The 18,552-nt window shown below is 66.0% G+C and carries 17 protein-coding genes; 9 read left to right on the top strand and 8 right to left on the bottom strand.

What is annotated here, in order from left to right:
• Window positions 1-489: 489 nt before the first annotated feature.
• A complete protein-coding gene (locus RBB46_RS16590; protein WP_306030128.1) occupies window positions 490-1,986 on the bottom strand; it encodes a leucyl aminopeptidase in 1,497 nt (498 codons plus the stop codon).
• Between the two features lie 367 nt (window positions 1,987-2,353).
• Here RBB46_RS16590 and lptF point away from each other — a divergent pair, with 367 nt between their 5' ends.
• The 6 genes from lptF to rsmA all read left to right on the top strand — a co-directional run bounded on the left by lptF (window position 2,354) and on the right by rsmA (window position 10,070).
• Window positions 2,354-3,541: an LPS export ABC transporter permease LptF gene (lptF, locus tag RBB46_RS16585; protein WP_306030127.1), complete on the top strand. Its 1,188-nt coding sequence runs from the start codon at window positions 2,354-2,356 to the stop codon at window positions 3,539-3,541.
• Between the two features lies 1 nt (window position 3,542).
• The gene (lptG, locus tag RBB46_RS16580) at window positions 3,543-4,649 is read left to right on the top strand and encodes an LPS export ABC transporter permease LptG (RefSeq protein WP_306030126.1); all 1,107 of its coding nucleotides are present in this window, start codon (window positions 3,543-3,545) and stop codon (window positions 4,647-4,649) included.
• Window positions 4,649-7,087 carry an LPS-assembly protein LptD gene (locus RBB46_RS16575; protein ID WP_306030125.1) on the top strand — a complete coding sequence of 813 codons (2,439 nt, stop codon included), beginning with the start codon at window positions 4,649-4,651 and terminating at the stop codon, window positions 7,085-7,087. The genes lptG and RBB46_RS16575 overlap by 1 nt, the downstream gene beginning before the upstream one ends.
• A 188-nt stretch (window positions 7,088-7,275) precedes the next feature.
• Window positions 7,276-8,202, top strand: coding sequence for a SurA N-terminal domain-containing protein (locus tag RBB46_RS16570; protein ID WP_306030124.1), 927 nt, complete (start codon window positions 7,276-7,278; stop codon window positions 8,200-8,202).
• 9 nt (window positions 8,203-8,211) lie between these two features.
• Window positions 8,212-9,228: a 4-hydroxythreonine-4-phosphate dehydrogenase PdxA gene (pdxA, locus tag RBB46_RS16565; protein ID WP_306030123.1), complete on the top strand. Its 1,017-nt coding sequence runs from the start codon at window positions 8,212-8,214 to the stop codon at window positions 9,226-9,228.
• The gene (gene rsmA, locus RBB46_RS16560; protein ID WP_306030122.1) at window positions 9,228-10,070 is read left to right on the top strand and encodes a 16S rRNA (adenine(1518)-N(6)/adenine(1519)-N(6))-dimethyltransferase RsmA; all 843 of its coding nucleotides are present in this window, start codon (window positions 9,228-9,230) and stop codon (window positions 10,068-10,070) included. The genes pdxA and rsmA overlap by 1 nt, the downstream gene beginning before the upstream one ends.
• Before the next feature lie 26 nt (window positions 10,071-10,096).
• Here rsmA and gmk read toward each other — a convergent pair whose 3' ends face one another.
• From gmk to fabD, 7 genes are all read right to left on the bottom strand, one after another.
• Window positions 10,097-10,789: a guanylate kinase gene (gmk, locus tag RBB46_RS16555; protein ID WP_306030121.1), complete on the bottom strand. Its 693-nt coding sequence runs from the start codon at window positions 10,787-10,789 to the stop codon at window positions 10,097-10,099.
• 15 nt (window positions 10,790-10,804) lie between these two features.
• Window positions 10,805-11,701 (bottom strand): YicC/YloC family endoribonuclease, encoded by an 897-nt coding sequence (locus RBB46_RS16550; RefSeq protein ID WP_306030120.1) that lies wholly within the window; start codon window positions 11,699-11,701, stop codon window positions 10,805-10,807.
• Between the two features lie 33 nt (window positions 11,702-11,734).
• The gene (mltG, locus tag RBB46_RS16545) at window positions 11,735-12,916 is read right to left on the bottom strand and encodes an endolytic transglycosylase MltG (protein WP_306030119.1); all 1,182 of its coding nucleotides are present in this window, start codon (window positions 12,914-12,916) and stop codon (window positions 11,735-11,737) included.
• A gap of 156 nt (window positions 12,917-13,072) precedes the next feature.
• Window positions 13,073-14,338 carry a beta-ketoacyl-ACP synthase II gene (fabF, locus tag RBB46_RS16540; protein ID WP_306030211.1) on the bottom strand — a complete coding sequence of 422 codons (1,266 nt, stop codon included), beginning with the start codon at window positions 14,336-14,338 and terminating at the stop codon, window positions 13,073-13,075.
• 65 nt (window positions 14,339-14,403) lie between these two features.
• Window positions 14,404-14,640, bottom strand: coding sequence for an acyl carrier protein (locus tag RBB46_RS16535; RefSeq protein WP_186389281.1), 237 nt, complete (start codon window positions 14,638-14,640; stop codon window positions 14,404-14,406).
• Between the two features lie 278 nt (window positions 14,641-14,918).
• The gene (gene fabG / locus RBB46_RS16530) at window positions 14,919-15,656 is read right to left on the bottom strand and encodes a 3-oxoacyl-[acyl-carrier-protein] reductase (protein WP_306030118.1); all 738 of its coding nucleotides are present in this window, start codon (window positions 15,654-15,656) and stop codon (window positions 14,919-14,921) included.
• 34 nt (window positions 15,657-15,690) lie between these two features.
• A complete protein-coding gene (gene fabD, locus RBB46_RS16525) occupies window positions 15,691-16,638 on the bottom strand; it encodes an ACP S-malonyltransferase (protein WP_306030117.1) in 948 nt (315 codons plus the stop codon).
• A 393-nt stretch (window positions 16,639-17,031) separates the two neighbouring features.
• On the opposite strand from fabD, the gene rpsF reads away from it, so the two are divergent.
• The 3 genes from rpsF to rplI all read left to right on the top strand — a co-directional run bounded on the left by rpsF (window position 17,032) and on the right by rplI (window position 18,464).
• Window positions 17,032-17,493 carry a 30S ribosomal protein S6 gene (rpsF, locus tag RBB46_RS16520; protein ID WP_306030116.1) on the top strand — a complete coding sequence of 154 codons (462 nt, stop codon included), beginning with the start codon at window positions 17,032-17,034 and terminating at the stop codon, window positions 17,491-17,493.
• A gap of 12 nt (window positions 17,494-17,505) precedes the next feature.
• Window positions 17,506-17,754, top strand: coding sequence for a 30S ribosomal protein S18 (gene rpsR / locus RBB46_RS16515; RefSeq protein ID WP_029057383.1), 249 nt, complete (start codon window positions 17,506-17,508; stop codon window positions 17,752-17,754).
• A gap of 98 nt (window positions 17,755-17,852) precedes the next feature.
• A complete protein-coding gene (rplI, locus tag RBB46_RS16510; RefSeq protein WP_306030115.1) occupies window positions 17,853-18,464 on the top strand; it encodes a 50S ribosomal protein L9 in 612 nt (203 codons plus the stop codon).
• Window positions 18,465-18,552: the final 88 nt, after the last annotated feature.

The raw sequence follows: 18,552 nt of genomic DNA, 5'->3' as shown, positions 1-18,552 counted from the left end.
TGATTTGCGAAGGATTCACGATTAACGGTTTCCCAACTTCGGCCCGGCAGATTGACGACCGGGCTGGACCCGGCATCGCTGCCGTTTTCCGCAACCCGCGATGATCGCCTCGACTGTGGTCACGATCACAACCGTGACACACACGGCAGGCTAGCATCCGGGACAGTGGCAAGACGGTAGAAAAGTAGAGACGCCGGGGCAACGGGAGACATTCGATGGCTTTGCGGATTGTGTTGTTTTTCGGTCTGGTACTCGGCCTTGCCGGCGTCACGACGGCAATGGGGACCGTGGTGAGCGAGCCGGTCGGCTCCTGCGCGGCCTACAAGACCTGCTGACCTGAAAAAAACGCCTGCTCCGGCAGGTGGTCCCGTCGCGATACGGACAGACAGAGCAACCCGCCCGTCAGGCGGGTTTTTTGTGTCCGGCGGGGCGTCGCCCCGGACAATGGAGCGGGAAGGCGCAAAGCCCCTTCCCGCTTTGCATCGTCCGTCAGCCTTCGTAGTGGTCGCGCACCAGCCGGTCGAGCAGGCGCACACCGTAACCCGATGCCCAGGTCTTGCTGATATCCGTCTTCGGGCTGCTCATCGCCGTGCCCGCGACATCGATGTGCACCCACGGCACGTCATTGACGAAACGCTGCAGGAACTGCGCCGCCGTGATCGAGCCGGCAAGCCGCCCGCCCGTGTTCTTCATGTCGGCATTGGGCGTGTCGATCAGCTTGTCGTATTCCGCCGACAGCGGCAGCCGCCAGACGCGCTCCTCCGTGGCCAGGCCCGCATCGGCCAGACGTCCGGCCAGTTCGTCATCGTTGGAGAAGATACCGGCATGCTGGCTGCCGAGCGCGATCAGCACCGCCCCGGTCAGCGTTGCCAGGTTGATCATGAAGGCCGGCTTGAACCGGTCCTGCGTGTACCAGAGCGCGTCGGCCAGCACGAGGCGGCCTTCCGCGTCGGTGTTGATGATCTCGATGGTCGCTCCCGACATCGCCGTGACAATGTCGCCGGGGCGCTGAGCCTTGCCATCCGGCATGTTCTCCACAAGACCGATCACGCCGATGGCATTGACCTTGGCCTTGCGGGCCGCCAGCGCATGCATCAGGCCGGTGACGGCCGCCGCCCCGCCCATGTCGCCCTTCATGTCTTCCATCGAGGCGGCCGGCTTGATCGAGATGCCGCCCGTGTCGAAGACGACGCCCTTGCCCACGAAAGCCACAGGCGCGGCATCCTTCTTGCCCCCGTTCCAGCGCATGATGACCATGCGCGGCGGGCTGTCCGAGCCCTGGGCCACGCCGAGCAGCGCGTCCATCTTGAGTTTCTTCATCGCCTTTTCGTCAAGCACCTCGATCTCGACGCCGAGCCCGGCAAGCTCGCTGGCGCGTTTGGCGAATTCCAGCGTCGTCAGCACGTTGGCCGGCTCGTTGACCAGGTCGCGGGCCAGCAGCGTGCCATCGCTGACGGCATCGGCATCCGCCCAGGCCTTCTTCGCCGCCTTGGTGTCACCGGTTGCCAGCGTAACCTTGGCGGCCGTTTTCGGCTTGTCCTCGTCATCCTTGCGGGTCTTGTAGCGATCGAACGTGTAGGCGCGCAGCTTCATGCCCATCGCGAAGGCCGCGGCCATGGCCGGCGCGACCTCGCCTTCAGCGGTCTCCAGCACCATCTCGGCCGCCTTCGCCCGCCCGACGGCGCCCATAGCAACGCCGCCAAGCGCTGCCCAGTCGTTCTCGCCAAGCCCGGAGACCGCACCCGCCTTGCCGAGGCCGATGACCACGAGCCGGTCGAGACCGGTACCGGCCGGGGCCAGCAGGTCCAGTACCGACTTCGACTTGCCGGAAAAACCGGCCGCGTCCGCCGCGCGCTTGACGAGGGCCTCGACGCCGTCGCCGATCGCGCCGGCGGTCTTGCCAAGTGCCAGGGCATCGTCGACGAAGACAACGGCCACGCCCTTCTCGGGGGCGGCCAGCTTTGCGAAGGAGATCTTGGGGAGCAAGGTTGAAACCTCTTGTCTGAGGGAAAATGGTCGTAACGGGTGCCAACCGCGGCAGGCCCGACCGGAAAGGTACGGCCGGATCGCGGCGGAGACCGCGCAGCGCGGCCGGCAGCGGGCGTTCGTCGCGGCCCGGCCGGCGCGTTCCCTCTCTACAATGGTACCAGTTTCGTCCCTCGGCAAGCCGGAGGCAAAGACGGAGCCTTGTTAATTTTCGCTTAACCCTTTTTCTTCTCGGAGTATTTACCTAAACTCGCGCCTAATCGGGCACAGTGGCAACGCAAGCCGCCGATGCGCCGGCGCAGGCCTCGCTTGCCGATTCATTCAACCGGGCCATGGGCCAATAGCGGCACAGCACGACACGGACCTGATGACCACCTTCGAGCGTTACGTCTTCCGGCGCCTGACTGCCGTCTTTCTGGTGACGCTGGCAGCGCTGGCCGGTGTCGTTTGGGCGACGCAGGCGCTGCGCCAACTCGACCTGGTGACGGCCAAGGGACAGACCATCGTCCAATTCATCGGCATGACCATGCTGGCGATGCCGTTCCTGGTGCTGGCAATCGCACCCTTCGCGCTGCTGATCGCGCTGATCGTCGTGCTCAACACCCTGTCCAACGACAGCGAGCTCATCGTCATCAACGCCTCCGGCGCCTCGCGCTCGGTGCTCCTGCGTCCGGTCCTGTGCTTCGCGGCAGCGGTCAGTCTTCTGTGCGCCACCCTGTCGCTGGTGCTGGCGCCGGCCGGGCTTGCCGCCTTGCGCGACGAGATCACCCAGGTACGCGTCGATCTCGTCGCCAACATCGTCCGCCCGGGCCGCTTCATCGGCATCGAGGACGGCCTCACCTTCCACATCCGCAACCGGGGCGGCGAAGGCCAGCTCGACGGTCTCCTGATGCATGACGAGCGGGCCGAGGACACCGTCTTCACCTACGAGGCCGCGCGGGGACAGATCGTTGAAGCGGCCGGCCGCACCCTGCTGGTGATGCAGGACGGCACGATCCAGCGGCGCACCAGGGCCAATGGCAGCATCTCCATCGTCCGTTTCCAGTCCTACGCCTTCGATCTGTCGAGCATGGTACCGACCGGCACGGTGTCCACCTACAAGTCGAGCGAGCGCTCCACTCTCGACCTCATCGCCCCGGACGACGGCGACGCCTACGCCGCCGACAACCGCAGCCGCCTCGTGGCGGAACTGCACGACCGGCTGAGCCAACCGCTCTATCCGCTCGCCTTTGCCCTGATCGTCTACCTGTTTGCCGGCGAACCGAAGACCACGCGGCAGAACCGGCACGTCGCGATTTTGGTGGCGCTGGTCCTTGCAATACTGCTGCGCACCGCCGGTTTTGGCGTGCTGACGCTCGTTCCCGGCCTGCCTGCGGCGCGCTTTGCCCTCTATCTGGTTCCCCTTGCCGCCATTGCGATCGCCGCCTGGGCGATCGCTGTTCCCCGCAGGCCACGCTGGATGAGCGCCCTTGCCGCGACCGGAGAACGGCTGGCCGAGCAGATCGAGCATCTCGTGTCGCGGCTGCAGGGCCGCCAGCAGGGCGGAGCCGCCTGAGATGCTCACCACCGCCCGCTCCGGTCGCACCCTTGCCGTCTATCTGGCCTTGCGCTTTCTCGTCTCGATCGGCGGCCTGTTCCTGCTCGCCGCCGTCCTGATCTTCGTCTTCGACGCGCTGGAATTGCTGCGGCGAGCCAGCGATCAGGAAGGCGCGAGCCTTGCGCGCATCGGCCTCATATCGCTGCTCAGGGTGCCCCAGCTGATGGAGCAGGTGCTCCCCTTCGCGGTTCTGTTCGGCGCCATAACCGCCTTTCTCGGGCTCAGCCGCAAGCTGGAGCTGGTGGTGGCGCGCGCCGCCGGTGTCTCCGTCTGGCAGTTCACCGCTCCTGCATTGGCGGTCGGCCTCCTCATCGGCATCGCCGCGGTGCTGGTCTACAACCCTCTTGCGGTGGTGCTTCGCACCCAGTCGGACGAGATCGCCTCGGGCCTGTTTGGCCGGGAGCAGAACTTCCTGCTGCAGACCACCGGCGACATCTGGTTGCGCCAGGACGGCGTCGATGGCGAATCGGTTCTTCATGCCAAGCAGATTCTCGACAATGGCGAGCGGTTGCTCGGCGTCACCGTCTTCACCTTCGACAGGAAGGGGTCCTTCGTCGAGCGCATCGAGGCGCGCGAGGCCGTCCTTGCCGACCAGTCCTGGCGACTTTCCAGTGGAACCGTCTATTCGACGAGCGGCGATCCTCGCGCGTTCACGTCCTATTCGGTGTCCACCTACCTGACCCCGACAGAGGTGCGCGAGAGCATCGCGGCTCCCGAATCCATCGGATTCTGGGACCTTCCGCGTGTGATCGAATTGTCACAGCGCGCGGGTTTACCGGCATATCGTTATTCACTTCAATATCAGACACTTCTGGCCCGACCCGCGCTTTTGGCCGCAATGGTGCTGATTGCCGCCTGCGTTTCCCTGAGGGTTTCGCGGATGGGGGGTGTCGGCCGCCTGATTCTGGGTGGAATCCTTGCCGGGTTCGTGCTTTACGTTCTGTCGGAGTTGGGCAAGGACCTCGGCGGCGCGGGAATCGTGCCTCCGCTCCTTGCCGCGTGGGCACCTGGAGTGTTTGGAGTCTTGATGGGGATCACGATCCTCCTTCACCTGGAGGACGGCTGATGAGCTTGGCCGTTCCTGCAGGCATTGCCGAATTGCCGCGCCGCATGTCCGTAAAGGACGCGGTGCGCGGTCGTGTTCGCACGCGCGCAGGCATGCGCGCCGCGATGCTTGCCGGCACCGTCCTGTCCGGAACGCTCCTTGCCGCCCTTGTCACCCTGCCCTTCCAGGCAGTTCCCGCAGCGGCGCAGGCAGACCTCGTCAACACGCTTGCCAACCAGGTCGATCCCGCAGATCCACTGCTGCTTGAGGCCAACGAGCTGCGATACGATTTCGACCGGGACGTGATCTCGGCCGTCGGCAATGTGCAGATCTATTACGGCGGCAACACGGTGGAGGCCGACCGCGTCGACTTCGACCGGCGCAACGGACGGCTGCGCGCCAATGGCAATGTTCGGCTGACGGAACCGGACGGCAATGTGCTGCGCGCCGGGTCCATGGACCTTTCCGAGGACCTGCGCGACGGTTTCGCCACCGCCCTGCAACTCGACACGCCGGAGCGCACGCGGTTCCTCGCCGAGAGCGCCAAACGCGAGGACGGCAACCGCACGACCTTCGAAAACGGCCTCTACACGGTCTACACGAAGCCCCGGAATCCGCCGGAGAAGCCGCCCCTGTGGCGCATTCGCGCGCAGACCATCGTGCACAACCAGCAGGAACGGACGATCGAGTTCGAGAAGGCCTCACTCGAGTTCTTCGGCCGATCGCTGGTCTATCTGCCCTATCTCTCGATGCCGGATCCGAGCGTCAAGCGGAAGTCCGGCTTCCTGATTCCCTCGGCCGTCTTCGGCGACCGGGTGGGTGTTGGCGTGCGCGTGCCCTATTACCTGGCACTGGGCGAGACCTACGACCTCTTGCTGTCGGCAACGCCGCTGACCAAGCAAGGCGTGCTCAGCCAGGCCGAGTGGCGCCAGAAGCTCATCGACGGCTCCTATTCGATCCATGTCGGCGGCCTCATCCAGGCCCAGCCGGGCGAATACACAACGTCGAGCGGCAACCGCCGGTTCCGCGGCGTGGTCGCCTCCAAGGGCGAGTTCGATATCAACGAACGCTGGAAATGGGGTTGGGACGCATCCTGGCGCACCGACCGGTCGTTCCTGGACGATTACAAGTTTACCCGCTTCGGCAATGCGGCCGACGTGTCGCAGATCTACCTGACAGGGCAGAGCGAGCGGAACCGCTTCGACCTGAGGAGCTATGCCTTCCGCATCTCCCAGGAGGACTACACGGCCGCCGCCGGCTTCAACGCCCCCGGCTTCAGTCCGGTCGGCAGCCGCCTGCAGGACAAGCAGCCCTTCGTCCATCCGGTTCTCGACTGGAACTACATCTTCGAGGATCCGATCGCCGGCGGCGAACTGTCCTTCACCGGCAACCTGACAAGCCTGACGCGTGACCAGACCGACGCGATCCAGGTCGGCGCGACCACCCGGTTCCGCGGTGTCGAGGGTACCTTTACCCGCACCAGCCTGCGCGCCGACTGGCGCTCCACGGTGATCGATCCCCTCGGCCAGGTGTTCACGCCTTTCGCCTATGTGAAGGGCGACCTCTACTTCCTGTCGTCGCAGGACAAGAACGTCGCCGCGCTGACCGATGAGTCCTTTGTCGGCCGGATCATGCCGGCGGTCGGCATCGACTATCGTTTCCCGTTCATCGGCACGTTCGAGGGTGGCAACCAGATCATCGAGCCTGTCGCCCAGGTCATCGTCCGTCCCAACGAGGGGCGCATCGGCGAGTTGCCGAACGAGGACGCGCAAAGCATCGTCTTCGATTCCACCACCCTCTTCGAATATGACAAGTTCTCCGGCTTCGACCGCAGCGAAGGTGGCACGCGCGCCAATATCGGCCTGAAATACAGCCTGCAGTTCGATGAAGGCTTCAATGTCAGCGCGCTGTTCGGCCGGTCGTTCCACATGGGCGGCACCAACTCCTTCAAGACCGCCGACATTCTCGACGCGACCAGCAGTTCGGGCCTTGCCACCAATTACAGCGACTATGTCGGCAGCCTCTATTTCGACAGCCGCCAGGGCCTGCGCGTCGGCGCCCAGGCGCGCTTCGACCACAAGAATTTCTCCATCCGCCGCGGCCAGATCGAGGCGACGGGCATCTACGGACCGCTGACCGGCAATCTCGCCTATGCCTATCTGTCGGCCCAGCCCAATCTCGGGATCGGCACGCCGCGCGAGGAAGTGATCGGCTCCGCCAGCCTGCGTTTGCAGGAGAACTGGCGCCTGTTCGGCTCGGTGCGCTACGACCTGCAGCGCAAGAACATGGTGCGCGACAGTTTCGGCATCGGCTACGACGACGAAGGCTTCTCCGTCTCGCTCGCCTATGCCGAGGACCGCAGCCGCAACAACGGGCAGACCACGGACCGGTTGTTCTTCTTCCGCTTCGGCCTGCGCACGCTCGGCGATACGCAGTTCTCGACCAACGGCAACAACTAGGCCCGACGGAATTTGGCCGTTTTCTGGTGCGAAAGCAGGAATTGCGGTCGGATGAAACCGGGATGCCGGGAGCGCATGCACACGCTCGCCGGCCCGCGCGCGAACCGATGAAAGAGACGCAACAGCCGGTGGCCAGCAACCCCGGAGCGCGCACACGGTCCGCGACACGCGACGACAGGGGGAACGGAATGACTGGAAAGCGCTGGATGCTCGCCACCCTGGCGATGCTGTTCGCAGCGAGTGTTGCGGGCACTCCCGTGGTGGCGCAGACCGCCATCAAGGTGATCGTCAACAACAAGCCCATCACCACCTACGATATCAAGCAGCGCGCGGGCCTGCTGCGCCTGACCACCGGTCGCGGTGGCTCCGGCACGACCCGTCAGGCGATGGAAGAGCTCGTCAACGACACGCTGAAGATGCAGGAAGCCACCCGCGCCGGCCTGAATGTCTCCAAGGCCGAGGTCGACGAGGCCTATGCCACGCTCGCCGGCCGGGTCAAGCTGACGCCCAGCCGCCTCACCCAGGTGCTCCGCCAGTCGGGCATCAACCCCGAGACGCTGCGCTCGCGCCTGGAGAGCGAGATTGCCTGGACGCAGATCCTGCGGGCCCGCTTCCAGCAGGAAGTGCGCATCGCCGAGTCCGATGTCATCGCCGCCCTTCGGAAAAAGGACGATGAGGACACGAACAAGAGCATGGAATACCGGGTCCAGGGCATCGTCGTCGTCGTGCCGGCGAAGTCCTCGGCCGGCACCAAGGCGCAACGCCGTCGCGAGGCCGACAAGTACCGGGCCCAGTTCACCTCCTGCAACGAGGCCGAAACGCTGGCCCGCCAGTACCGCGAGGTCGTCGTGCTGCCGATCAAGACCCGGCTGGAAACCGAAATCCCGGGCGAGCTGAAGAAGGAGCTCGACAAGATCGCGGTCGGCAAGGTCACTGCCCCGCAGACCACGTCGAACGGCTATGAGATGTTCGCGCTCTGCGACAAGCAGGAGATCGCCAGCAACGTCGCCGCGCGCATGGAGGTCGAGGACGAGTTGCGCGACAAGGAGGGGCAGCAGCTCAGCCGGCGCTACCTGCGCGAGCTCCGCCGCCGCGCCATCATCGACTACCGCTAGACGATCCGGATGCGAACCAGCCTTCTTCCGCTGGCGGTGACCATGGGTGAACCGGGCGGCATCGGGCCCGACACCCTGCTTGCCGCCTGGAGCGACCGCGTCGCGCGTGAACTGCCGCCCTTCTACGTGCTCGCGGATCCGGCCTTCCTCGCCGCGCGCGCCGGCCGGCTGGGTCTCACCGTGCCGCTCGCCGAACTGACGCCGGGAGAGGCGCTGGAGGCTTTCGCGGACTACCTCCCCGTCGTGCCGCTCGAGAAATCTGTCACGGACACGCCGGGAACCGCCGATCCGGCGAATGCGGACGCGGTGATCGCGTCGATCGAGCGCGCCGTCGGCGACACGATGAGCGGAGCCGCGGCGGGTGTCGTTACCAATCCGATCAACAAGAAGTCGCTCTACGACGCCGGCTTCGCCCATCCCGGCCACACCGAGTTTCTTGGCGAACTGGCGCGGCGGGCCGGAGGCAGCGACCACGAGCCGGTGATGCTGCTTGCCGGCCCGGACCTGCTGGTGGTGCCGGTGACCATTCACATCCCGCTGTCGCAGGTCCCTGCAACGCTCACGAGCGAACTGATCGTGCGCACCGCGCGCATCGTGCAGCGCGACCTGGTGCGCCGTTTCCGCATCGAGAAACCGCGCCTGGCCATCGCCGGGTTGAACCCGCATGCGGGGGAAGGCGGCTCGATCGGCCGCGAGGATGAAGAGGTGATCATGCCGGCGATCGCCGAACTGCGCGCGGAGGGGATCGATGCCATCGGTCCCCTGCCCGCCGACACGATGTTCCATGCCGAGGCCCGCAAGGACTATGACTGCGCGCTCGCCATGTATCACGATCAGGCGTTGATCCCGGCCAAGACGCTCGCCTTCCACGATGCGGTCAACGCCACGCTCGGCTTGCCCTTCGTGCGCACCTCGCCCGACCACGGCACAGCCCTTGCCATCGCCGCTACGGGCACCGCTCGTCCCGACAGCCTGTCCGCCGCCATTCGCCTTGCCGCCGTGCTGGCCGATCCAGACCTCGTGTGATGAGCCAGATCGACACGCTGCCGCCATTGCGCGAGGTCATTCGCGACCATGACCTGCAGGCCCGCAAATCGCTTGGGCAGAACTTCCTGCTCGACCTGAACCTGACGCTGAAAGTCGCCCGGACCGCAGGCGATCTGAGCGAGTGCACCGTTCTGGAGGTCGGCCCCGGACCGGGCGGCCTCACCCGCGCGCTGCTGGTTGCCGGTGCAAGACGTGTCGTGGCCGTCGAGAAGGATCCCCGCTGTCTGCCGGCGCTGGAGCAGATCGCCGCGCATTATCCCGGTCGGCTGGAGATCGTCCAGGGCGACGCCCTCGCCCTCGCGCTCCCGGAGATCGCCGCTGGCGGTCCGCTGAAGATCGTCGCCAACCTGCCTTACAATGTCGGCACCCAGCTCCTGATCGACTGGATCACCGGCGAGGACTGGCCACCCGTCTGGCAATCGCTGACGCTGATGTTCCAGAAGGAAGTCGCAGAACGGATCGTCGCGCCGCCCGGCAGCAAGGCCTATGGCCGGCTTGGCGTGCTTGCCGGCTGGCGCTGCCATGCAACGCTTGCCTTCGAGGTCGGGGCCAAGGCCTTCACGCCGCCGCCCAAGGTGACCTCGGCGATTGTCCACCTGACGCCGCGCGCCTCACCCCTTGCCTGCGATCTCAAGGCACTGGAAAAGCTCACGGCCGCTGCCTTCGGCCAGCGCCGCAAGATGCTTCGCGCCAGCCTGAAGCCGCTCGCCGGCGATGCCGAGGATCGTCTCCGGAGTGTGGGAACCGAACCGACACAGAGGGCCGAACAGCTCTCCATCGAGGAATTCGTGGCGCTTGCCAACGCTTTCGCGAAAGCCTGAGACATGCGGACCGACCGCGATGAGGCTCAGTCCTCGCCGGTCTCGCGCTTCAGATCCTCGACCATTCCTTCGATGAACGGGCCGATCGCCGGGCTGCGCTCGCGCCGCAGCCGTTCCGCCCTCAGGATCGAGCGGGCGCCGTCATAGGCGCGCTGCAGGTCGTCGTTGATGATGACGTAGTCGTATTCGTTCCAGTGCTTCATCTCGCCGACCGCCGTCTTGAGACGGCGCTGGATGACGTCCTCCGCATCCTCGGCCCGCCGATGCAGGCGCGACTTCATCTCGGCGATGGAGGGCGGCAGGATGAAGAGCGAGACCACGTCCGGGCGCACGGCTTCGTAAAGCTGGAAGGTGCCCTGGATATCGATGTCGAACAGAACGTCCTGGCCGAGCCCCAGCGCCTCCTCCACCGGATCGCGGGGCGTGCCGTAGTAATTGCCGTGCACTTCGGCCCATTCCAGCAGCTCGCCGCGATCCCGCATCTGCTCGAAACGCTCCCGGCTGATGAAATGATAGTGCACGCCGTCGATCTCGCTCGACCGACGTGGCCGCGTCGTCACCGAAACGGAGAGCTTCAGGTTTGTCTCCTGGTCGAGGAGCTGGCGGGCGATGGTCGACTTGCCCGCGCCGGATGGTGAGGAGAGCACCAGCATCAGCCCGCGCCGGCGCGCCTCGGCCTCCTCGGAGGTCACCATCGTTCCGCCTGTCGCTGTCGTCATGGCACCTGCCTCGCCCTATTCCAGGTTCTGAATCTGTTCGCGCATCTGGTCGATGACGGTTTTCAGCTCAAGGCCGACAGCCGTCAGTTCCGTTCCGTTCGACTTGGAACACAGCGTGTTCGCCTCGCGGTTGAATTCTTGTGCGAGGAAGTCGAGCTTGCGGCCGACCGGCCCGCCCGCATCGAGCAGCACCGTTGCCGCGTTGACATGAGCCACCAGCCGGTCGAGCTCCTCGCGAATATCGGCCTTTGTCGCCAGAAGGGCGGCTTCCTGGTGAAGACGCGCCGGGTCGAGGGCGACGGATGCGCCGGCAAGCGCCTCCACCTGGGTCGCCAGCCTGGCACGGATCGCCTCCGGCTGGCGGCATGGCGCGGCCTCGGCAAGCGCGGTCAGTCGGGCGATCTCGGCAAGTTGCCCGGCCAGGACCTCGGCGATCGCGCGCCCCTCGCTGCGACGCATTTCGGCAAGCGCGGCAAGTGCCCCCTCGAGGCTGGCGCGAAGTGCGCTCCCCAGAGCCTCCTTCTCGGCCGCCCCCTCTTCCGGTTCGGCCCATTCGATCACGCCACGCTGGGAGAGGATGCCGTCAAGCCCGACCGGAGCCGCATCCGGCACCCGACGGCGGATCGTCTCCAGCGCCGCCAGAACCGCGTTGAGTGCCGCCTCGTTGATGCGCGGCACCGCGTCGCCCTGGCCGCGCTGGTAGCTGAGGCCGATGGTGATATTGCCGCGCGCGAACAGCTTGCCCGCCGTCTCCCGGCAGACTGCCTCAAGGCTCTCCAGTCCGCCCGGCAGGCGGACCCGGACATCGAGCCCCTTGCCGTTCACCGACCTGACTTCCCAGGTCCAGCGTGCCGCCCCGGCCGCGCCATCGGCGCGCCCGAAGCCCGTCATGCTTGAAAGAGTTCCGGCCATTTCGCGTTCCTGCCCCCTGGATCGCGGCTTGCGCTATCCGCCGCTTCCCGCGGCGGCCGGCGCGGCTTGCTGCGCCTCGCGCTCACGCCGCTCGCGCTCGATCTGCCGCCAGCGAACGACGTTGCGCTGATGCTGCTCGTAGGTCTCGGCGAAGACGTGCCCCCCGGTGCCATCGGCAACAAAATAGAGATCCTTGGTGCGCGAGGGATTGGCGACAGCCTCCATCGCCGCGCGGCCCGGATTGCCGATCGGCCCCGGCGGCAGCCGGTCGATCTGATACGTGTTGTAGGGGTTGCGTGCATCGAGCTGAGACCGGGTGATCGCGGACCGGTCCTGAGACCAGGCCTCGCCGCCAAACAGGCCGTAGACGATGGTCGGGTCGGACTGCAGCCGCATACCCTTGTTCAACCGGTTGACGAACACGCCCGCAACCCGCGTGCGCTCGTCCGCCCGGGCGGTTTCCTTCTCCACGATGGAGGCAAGGATCACCAGCTCCTCCGGGGTCTCGACGGGCAGCCCGTCCGTGCGCCGGGCCCAGATATCGGCGACCGCCTTGGTCTGGGCATCGCGCATCTGCTGGACGAGCTGGGCGCGGGTCGTGCCGCGTGTGAACGTGTAGGTCTCCGGCAGCAATGCGCCTTCCGGCGGGATCTCGTCGATCGTGCCGGTAAGAACGGGATGCTCGCGCACTCGCGCGACCACCTGGGCGCTGGTCCAGCCCTCGGGGACGGTGACCGTGTGATAGACGGCCTTGCCCCCGACCAGGTCCTCCATGATCTGATGCATGGAACTGCCGGCGGCGAAGGCATATTCGCCCGCCTTCAGCTTGCCCGCGTTCTTGTAGGCCCGCACTCCGGCCAGGAAGACATAGGCGTTGTCGATCACCCCCTGGTTTTCCAGCGTGTCGGCAATCGCCTGGAGGCCCGATCCGGACGAGATGATCACCGTCTTCTCGGCCGCCAGCGGCCCCGGCGCCTCGAACTCCGCCTTGCCCCAGTAGAGCAGGCCGCCAACCGCGATCACCGTCAGGACGGCGATCGACAGGATGGCGTTGATGACGATGACGAATGGATTGCGGACGTGGCGGGAGCGGGCCGGCGGTTGCGGCGCCGGTTCCGGCTGGATCGCCTCGCGCGGGCTCTTGGGGTTCGGTCGAAAGGCGGCCGTCTCGCCATCCTTGGCGCGGTCGGACTCGTCGGTCGGCGTCTCGTTCATATGTCCCGTCCGGTCAGGTTGATCGAGGGAATGGCTCTGCCACTTGACTTGCAAATATGGCCAAACCGCGAAGAACCATGCCCAAACTCGGCGCCTGGCGGGAAAGCCCCTGCCCCGCCACCGCCCCGGTCAGCAGCCGGGGCGGAAATGCTGTGCTCAGGAAGCGACCTTGCGGAACACCAGCGACGCATTGGTGCCGCCGAAACCGAAGGAATTCGAAAGTGCCGTGTCGATCGTCATGCGCTTCGCGGTATTGGGCACGAGATCGATCTCGGTTTCCACCGAAGGATTGTCGAGATTGATGGTCGGCGGGGCAATGCCGTCGCGCATCGCCAGCAGCGAAAAGATCGCCTCGATCGCACCGGCGGCGCCCAGCAGGTGCCCGGTCGACGACTTGGTCGACGACATGGTCAGCTTGGCCGCCGAGTCGCCGGCCAGGCGCTGGATCGCGCCGAGCTCGATCTCGTCGCCCAGCGGCGTCGAGGTGCCATGCGCGTTGACATAGTCGATGTCGGACGCCGCCATGCCGGCGCGCTTCAGAGCTGCCTGCATGCAGCGATAGGCGCCGTCGCCGTCGGAGGCCGGGGCAGTGATGTGGTAGGCATCGCCCGACAGGCCGTATCCCACGACCTCGCCATAGATCTTGGCGCCGCGGGCGACGGCATGCTCGTATTCCTCGAGCACGACAACACCGGCGCCCTCGCCCATGACGAAACCGTCGCGGTCCTTGTCATAGGGACGCGAGGCGTCTTCGGGGCGGTCGTTGAAGCCGGTCGACAGGGCCCGGGCCGCGGCGAAGCCCGCCAGCGCCAGGCGACAGACGGGCGATTCCGCACCGCCGGCGATCATGACGTCGGCATCGTCCAGCGCGATCAGGCGCGCGGCGTCGCCAATCGCATGGGCACCGGTCGAACAGGCGGTGACGACCGCATGGTTCGGTCCCTTGAGGCCATGACGGATCGAAACATAGCCGCCGGCGAGATTGATCAGCCGGCCGGGGATGAAGAACGGGGAGATGCGGCGCGGACCCTTGTCACGCAACACATGGGCGGTCGCCTCGATGCCTTGCAGGCCGCCGATGCCCGAGCCGATCAGCACACCCGAACGGATCTGCTCCTCGCGCGTGGTCGGCTTCCAGCCGCAATCGGTGATCGCCTGTTCGGCCGCGGCCATGGCGAAGACGATGAAATCATCGACCTTGCGCTGTTCCTTCGGGTCCATCCAGTCGTCGGGATTGAAGGTTCCCTGGGAGCCGTCGCCGCGGGGAATCTGGCAGGCAATCTGGCAGGCGAGATCATCGACCTCAAAATGGCTGACACGGGACGCCCCGCTCTTGCCGTCGAGAATTCTGGACCAGCTTTCCTCGACACCGCACGCCAACGGCGTGACCATGCCAAGGCCGGTAACGACCACTCGCCTCATCATGAACCTGTATGTGGGCGCGTCGGGCGGACCTTGTCATCCGCCCGATGCGCGTAAACAATGGATTAGCCGGCGTTCTTTTCCAGGAACTTGACGGCGTCGCCGACAGTCAGGATCGTCTCGGCGGCATCGTCCGGAATCTCGACGCCAAACTCTTCCTCGAACGCCATGACGAGTTCGACCGTGTCGAGGCTGTCAGCGCCCAGATCGTCGATGAAGCTCGCCTCCATGGCCACCTTGTCGGCGTCGACGCCGAGATGCTCGATGACGATCTTCTTTACCCGATCCGCGATGTCGCTCATTTTAGATTCCTCAGTTGCTTCCAACGGTTTTCGCTAGTTCAGCGCTCTGCGCCGTACCTCGTACCCGATCCTCGGAACGCGGTGAATGGGGTCCAGCCCGCACCATGCCCGACCCGGGTTTTCACGCCGGCCTGACAGGCCATGCCCGAGCGCCGATCATTCGTGAACGGGTTCGCTGGCCGGCGGGTTCGTAACACACTTTATAGGGCTTGACCAGCCGCCGAAAGGCAACCGGGGCCCGCTCTCCCGGCGGCAATCTCCGGGAGAGGATAATCAAGTCAAATCATGGCCATACCGCCATTCACATGGAGCGTTTCGCCGGTCATGTAGGCGGCTTCGTCGCTGGCCAGGAAAACGGCTGCCGCGGCGATCTCGTCCGCCCTCCCCAGGCGGTTGGCCGGCACGCTGGTGAGGATCGATTCCTTCTGCTTGTCGTTCAGCGCGTCGGTCATTGGCGTTTCGATGAAACCCGGCGCGATCGTGTTCACCGTAATGTTGCGCGAGGCGACCTCGCGCGCAAGCGACTTGGCCATGCCGATCATGCCGGCCTTGGCGGCGGCATAGTTGGCCTGGCCGGGATTTCCCGTCACGCCGACGACGGAGGCGATGCCGATGATACGGCCGGAGCGGCGGCGCATCATGCCCTTCACCGCGGCACGGCAGAGCCGGAAACCCGCCGTGAGGTTGACCTCGATGACGTCATCCCACTCCTCGTCCTTCATCCGCATGAAGAGGTTGTCGCGGGTGATGCCGGCATTGTTGACCAGAATGTCGAGCGGCCCCATCGCGGCCTCGGCGGCCGGCACCAGCGCATCGACAGCCTCGCGGTCCGACAGGTTGGCCGGCACGACGTGGACGCGCTCGCCAAGGTCGGCGGCCAGCGCTTCCAGCTTTTCCGCCCGCGTGCCCGACAGGGCGACGATGGCCCCGCGGGCATGCAGCGCGCGGGCAATCGCTTCACCGATACCGCCGGTCGCGCCGGTGACGAGGGCTGTCTTGGAAGTCAGGTCGAACATGGTTGCGTATCCTCTATAAGAATGTCTGTGCGTATCAGGCCGAGCCGAGACGGTCCATCAGCATGTCGATGTCCTCGGCCGTGTTGACCGCCATGCCCGCCATGTCCTTGGCGATGCGCTTGACCATGCCGGTGAGCACCTTGCCGGTGCCGATCTCGCAGGCCGTATCGACGCCGGCCTCCGCCATCCAGGCGATCGTCTCGCGCCAGCGAACCGTGCCGGTGACCTGCTCGACGAGCCGCGCGCGGATCTCGTCCGGGTCGGCGATCGGCGCGGCCAGCACGTTGGCGACAAGCGGCACGGCCGGCGTATTGAAGCGGACCGAGGAGAAGGCCTCCGCCATCGCATCCGCTGCCGGCGCCATCAGGGCACAGTGGAACGGCGCGCTGACGGGAAGCAGGATCGCGCGCCGGGCGCCGCGCCCCTTGGCGATCTCGATGGCGCGCTCGACCGCCCCCTTGTGGCCGGAGACCACCACCTGCCCGGGTGCGTTGTCATTGGCCGCCTGGCAGATCTCGCCCTGCGCGGCTTCCTCGGCGACGGCCACGGCATCGTCGAAGTCGAGCCCGAGCAGAGCGGCCATCGCCCCCTCGCCCACCGGCACCGCCTGCTGCATCGCCGTGCCGCGAATGCGCAGCAGCCGCGCGGCATCGCCGATCGACAGCGTGCCGGCGGCGGCGAGCGCCGAATACTCGCCGAGCGAATGACCGGCCACATAGGCGACGGAGGCCTTGAGGTCGAGGCCGCGCGCCTCGAGCACCCGCATGGTCGCAAGGCTGACCGCCATCAGCGCCGGCTGGGCGTTGGCGGTCAGCGTCAGGTCGTCCTGGGAACCTTCCCACATGACCGTGCTGAGTTTCTGGCCGAGCGCCTCGTCCACTTCGGCAAAAACCGCCCGGGCCTCGGGAAACCGGTCCGCCAGTTCCTTGCCCATGCCCACCGTCTGGCTGCCCTGGCCTGGAAACGTGAATGCGATGCTCATGTCGATGGCTCCCACCGTTCGTTTGCGATCCGGATCGTTGACGTGGCCGGACCCTGCGCTGTCGAAGTGTGCCGCAAAGACACGGCCCTTGCGCGCCCTGTCAAGGTTGAAGCGCGAAAAAGCCGACCTTTCAACCGCGCACCGCTTGCGAACGCGGCCAACTGGTGTATAAGCCACGCTTCGTTCGGAACTCTGGCCGGGGGCTGAACGGAAGGCTCGTCATGCGAACGGTCCCTCTTAGGATCGATCGCGCGCCGGGCAGGATGGAACAAAGCGCCATCCGCCTTCCCGTGTCTCCGCCTTCGAAGTTGCTTCGAACCGCCTTTCTTGAAGGCTCGAAGAGGCTTAGCGCCGTGTTCCGGGGATTTTGGATCTAAGGAAAGGCACATCTCCATGCCGCTTTACGAGCATGTGTTCCTGGCGCGCCAGGACGTCTCGGCCCAGCAGGTCGAGCAGATGGTCGAGCAGTACAAGGCCCTGATTGCCGAGCACGAAGGCTCGGTCGGCAAGGTCGAGACCTGGGGTCTGCGTACGCTCACCTACCGCATCAACAAGAACCGCAAGGCTCATTACACGCTGATGAACCTGACCGCCTCCCCGGCCGCCGTCGCCGAGATGGAGCGCCAGATGCGCCTCAACGAGGACGTCCTGCGCTTCATGACCCTCAAGGTCGACGAGCACGAGGAAGAGCAGTCCGCGATGATGCAGAAGCGCGACCGTGACGACCGCCGTGGCGGTGGACGCGGTGGACGTGGTGAGCGCGGCGATCGTGGTGGTGACCGCGGCGATCGTGGTGACCGGGGCGATCGTGGTGATCGCGGTGATCGCGGCCCCCGCCGCTTCGACGAAGAATAAGGAGCTATCGCAATGGTCGATATCGCACAGCTGCCGACGCGCCGCCCGTTCTTCCGTCGTCGCAAGACCTGCCCGTTCTCCGGCGCCAATGCGCCGAAGATCGACTACAAGGACATCCGCCTTCTGCAGCGCTACATTTCGGAGCGCGGCAAGATCGTGCCGAGCCGCATCACGGCCGTGTCCGCCAAGAAGCAGCGTGAGCTGGCCCGTGCCATCAAGCGTGCCCGCTTCCTCGGCCTTCTGCCCTTCGTGATCAAGTAAGATCGCGATCAATTCCATCGGCTGGGGCGGTCCGGCATTACGCCACCGCCCCTAACCGCGCTTGAAACAGCGCGGGACAGACGACAAGGACCACCGACATGAAGATCATTCTCCTGGAGCGCGTCGCCAAGCTTGGCCAGATGGGCGAAGTGGTGAAGGTGCGCGACGGCTTCGCGCGCAATTACCTCCTGCCGCAGGGCAAGGCGCTTCGCGCCACCAAGGTCAACCAGCAGCGCTTTGACACCGAGCGCGCGCAGCTTGAGGCCCGCAACCTCGAGCGCAAGAGCGAGGCCGAAGGCGTCGCCAAGACGCTCGACGGCCAGTCCTTCACCATCATTCGCCAGGCAGGCGAGACCGGCCAGCTTTACGGCTCCGTCTCCACCCGCGACATTGCCGACGTGATGACCGAGGGCGGCTTCTCCTCGGCCCGCTCCCAGGTTCGCCTCGACCGTCCGATCAAGACCATCGGCCTGCATGACGTCACCGTCGTCCTGCACCCCGAGGTCGAGGTCTCGATCAGCCTCAACATCGCCCGCTCCGCGGACGAGGCCGAGCGCCAGGCGCGCGGCGAGGACCTGACCGGCCGCGAGCAGGACATCTTCGAGTTCGAGGAAGACGAGGACGAGGATGAAGACGCCGAGGGCGACGACGCCGACGGCGAGACCTCCACGGATGCCGGCGAAGAGGCTTCCGAGGAGGAGGCTCTCTGAGCCTTCCCCCCTCTCGGACCGACAAATTGAAAAGGCCCCGCCGGCGATCCGGCGGGGCCTTTTTGCTTGCGCCGGTCGTTTGCGCCGG

Origin of the sequence: Stappia sp. MMSF_3263 (genome assembly GCF_030733745.1) — a bacterium.
Lineage (GTDB): Bacteria > Pseudomonadota > Alphaproteobacteria > Rhizobiales > Stappiaceae > Stappia.
The sequence above is the reverse complement of the archived record's forward strand: the minus strand, read 5'-3'. Positions and strand labels throughout refer to the sequence as shown.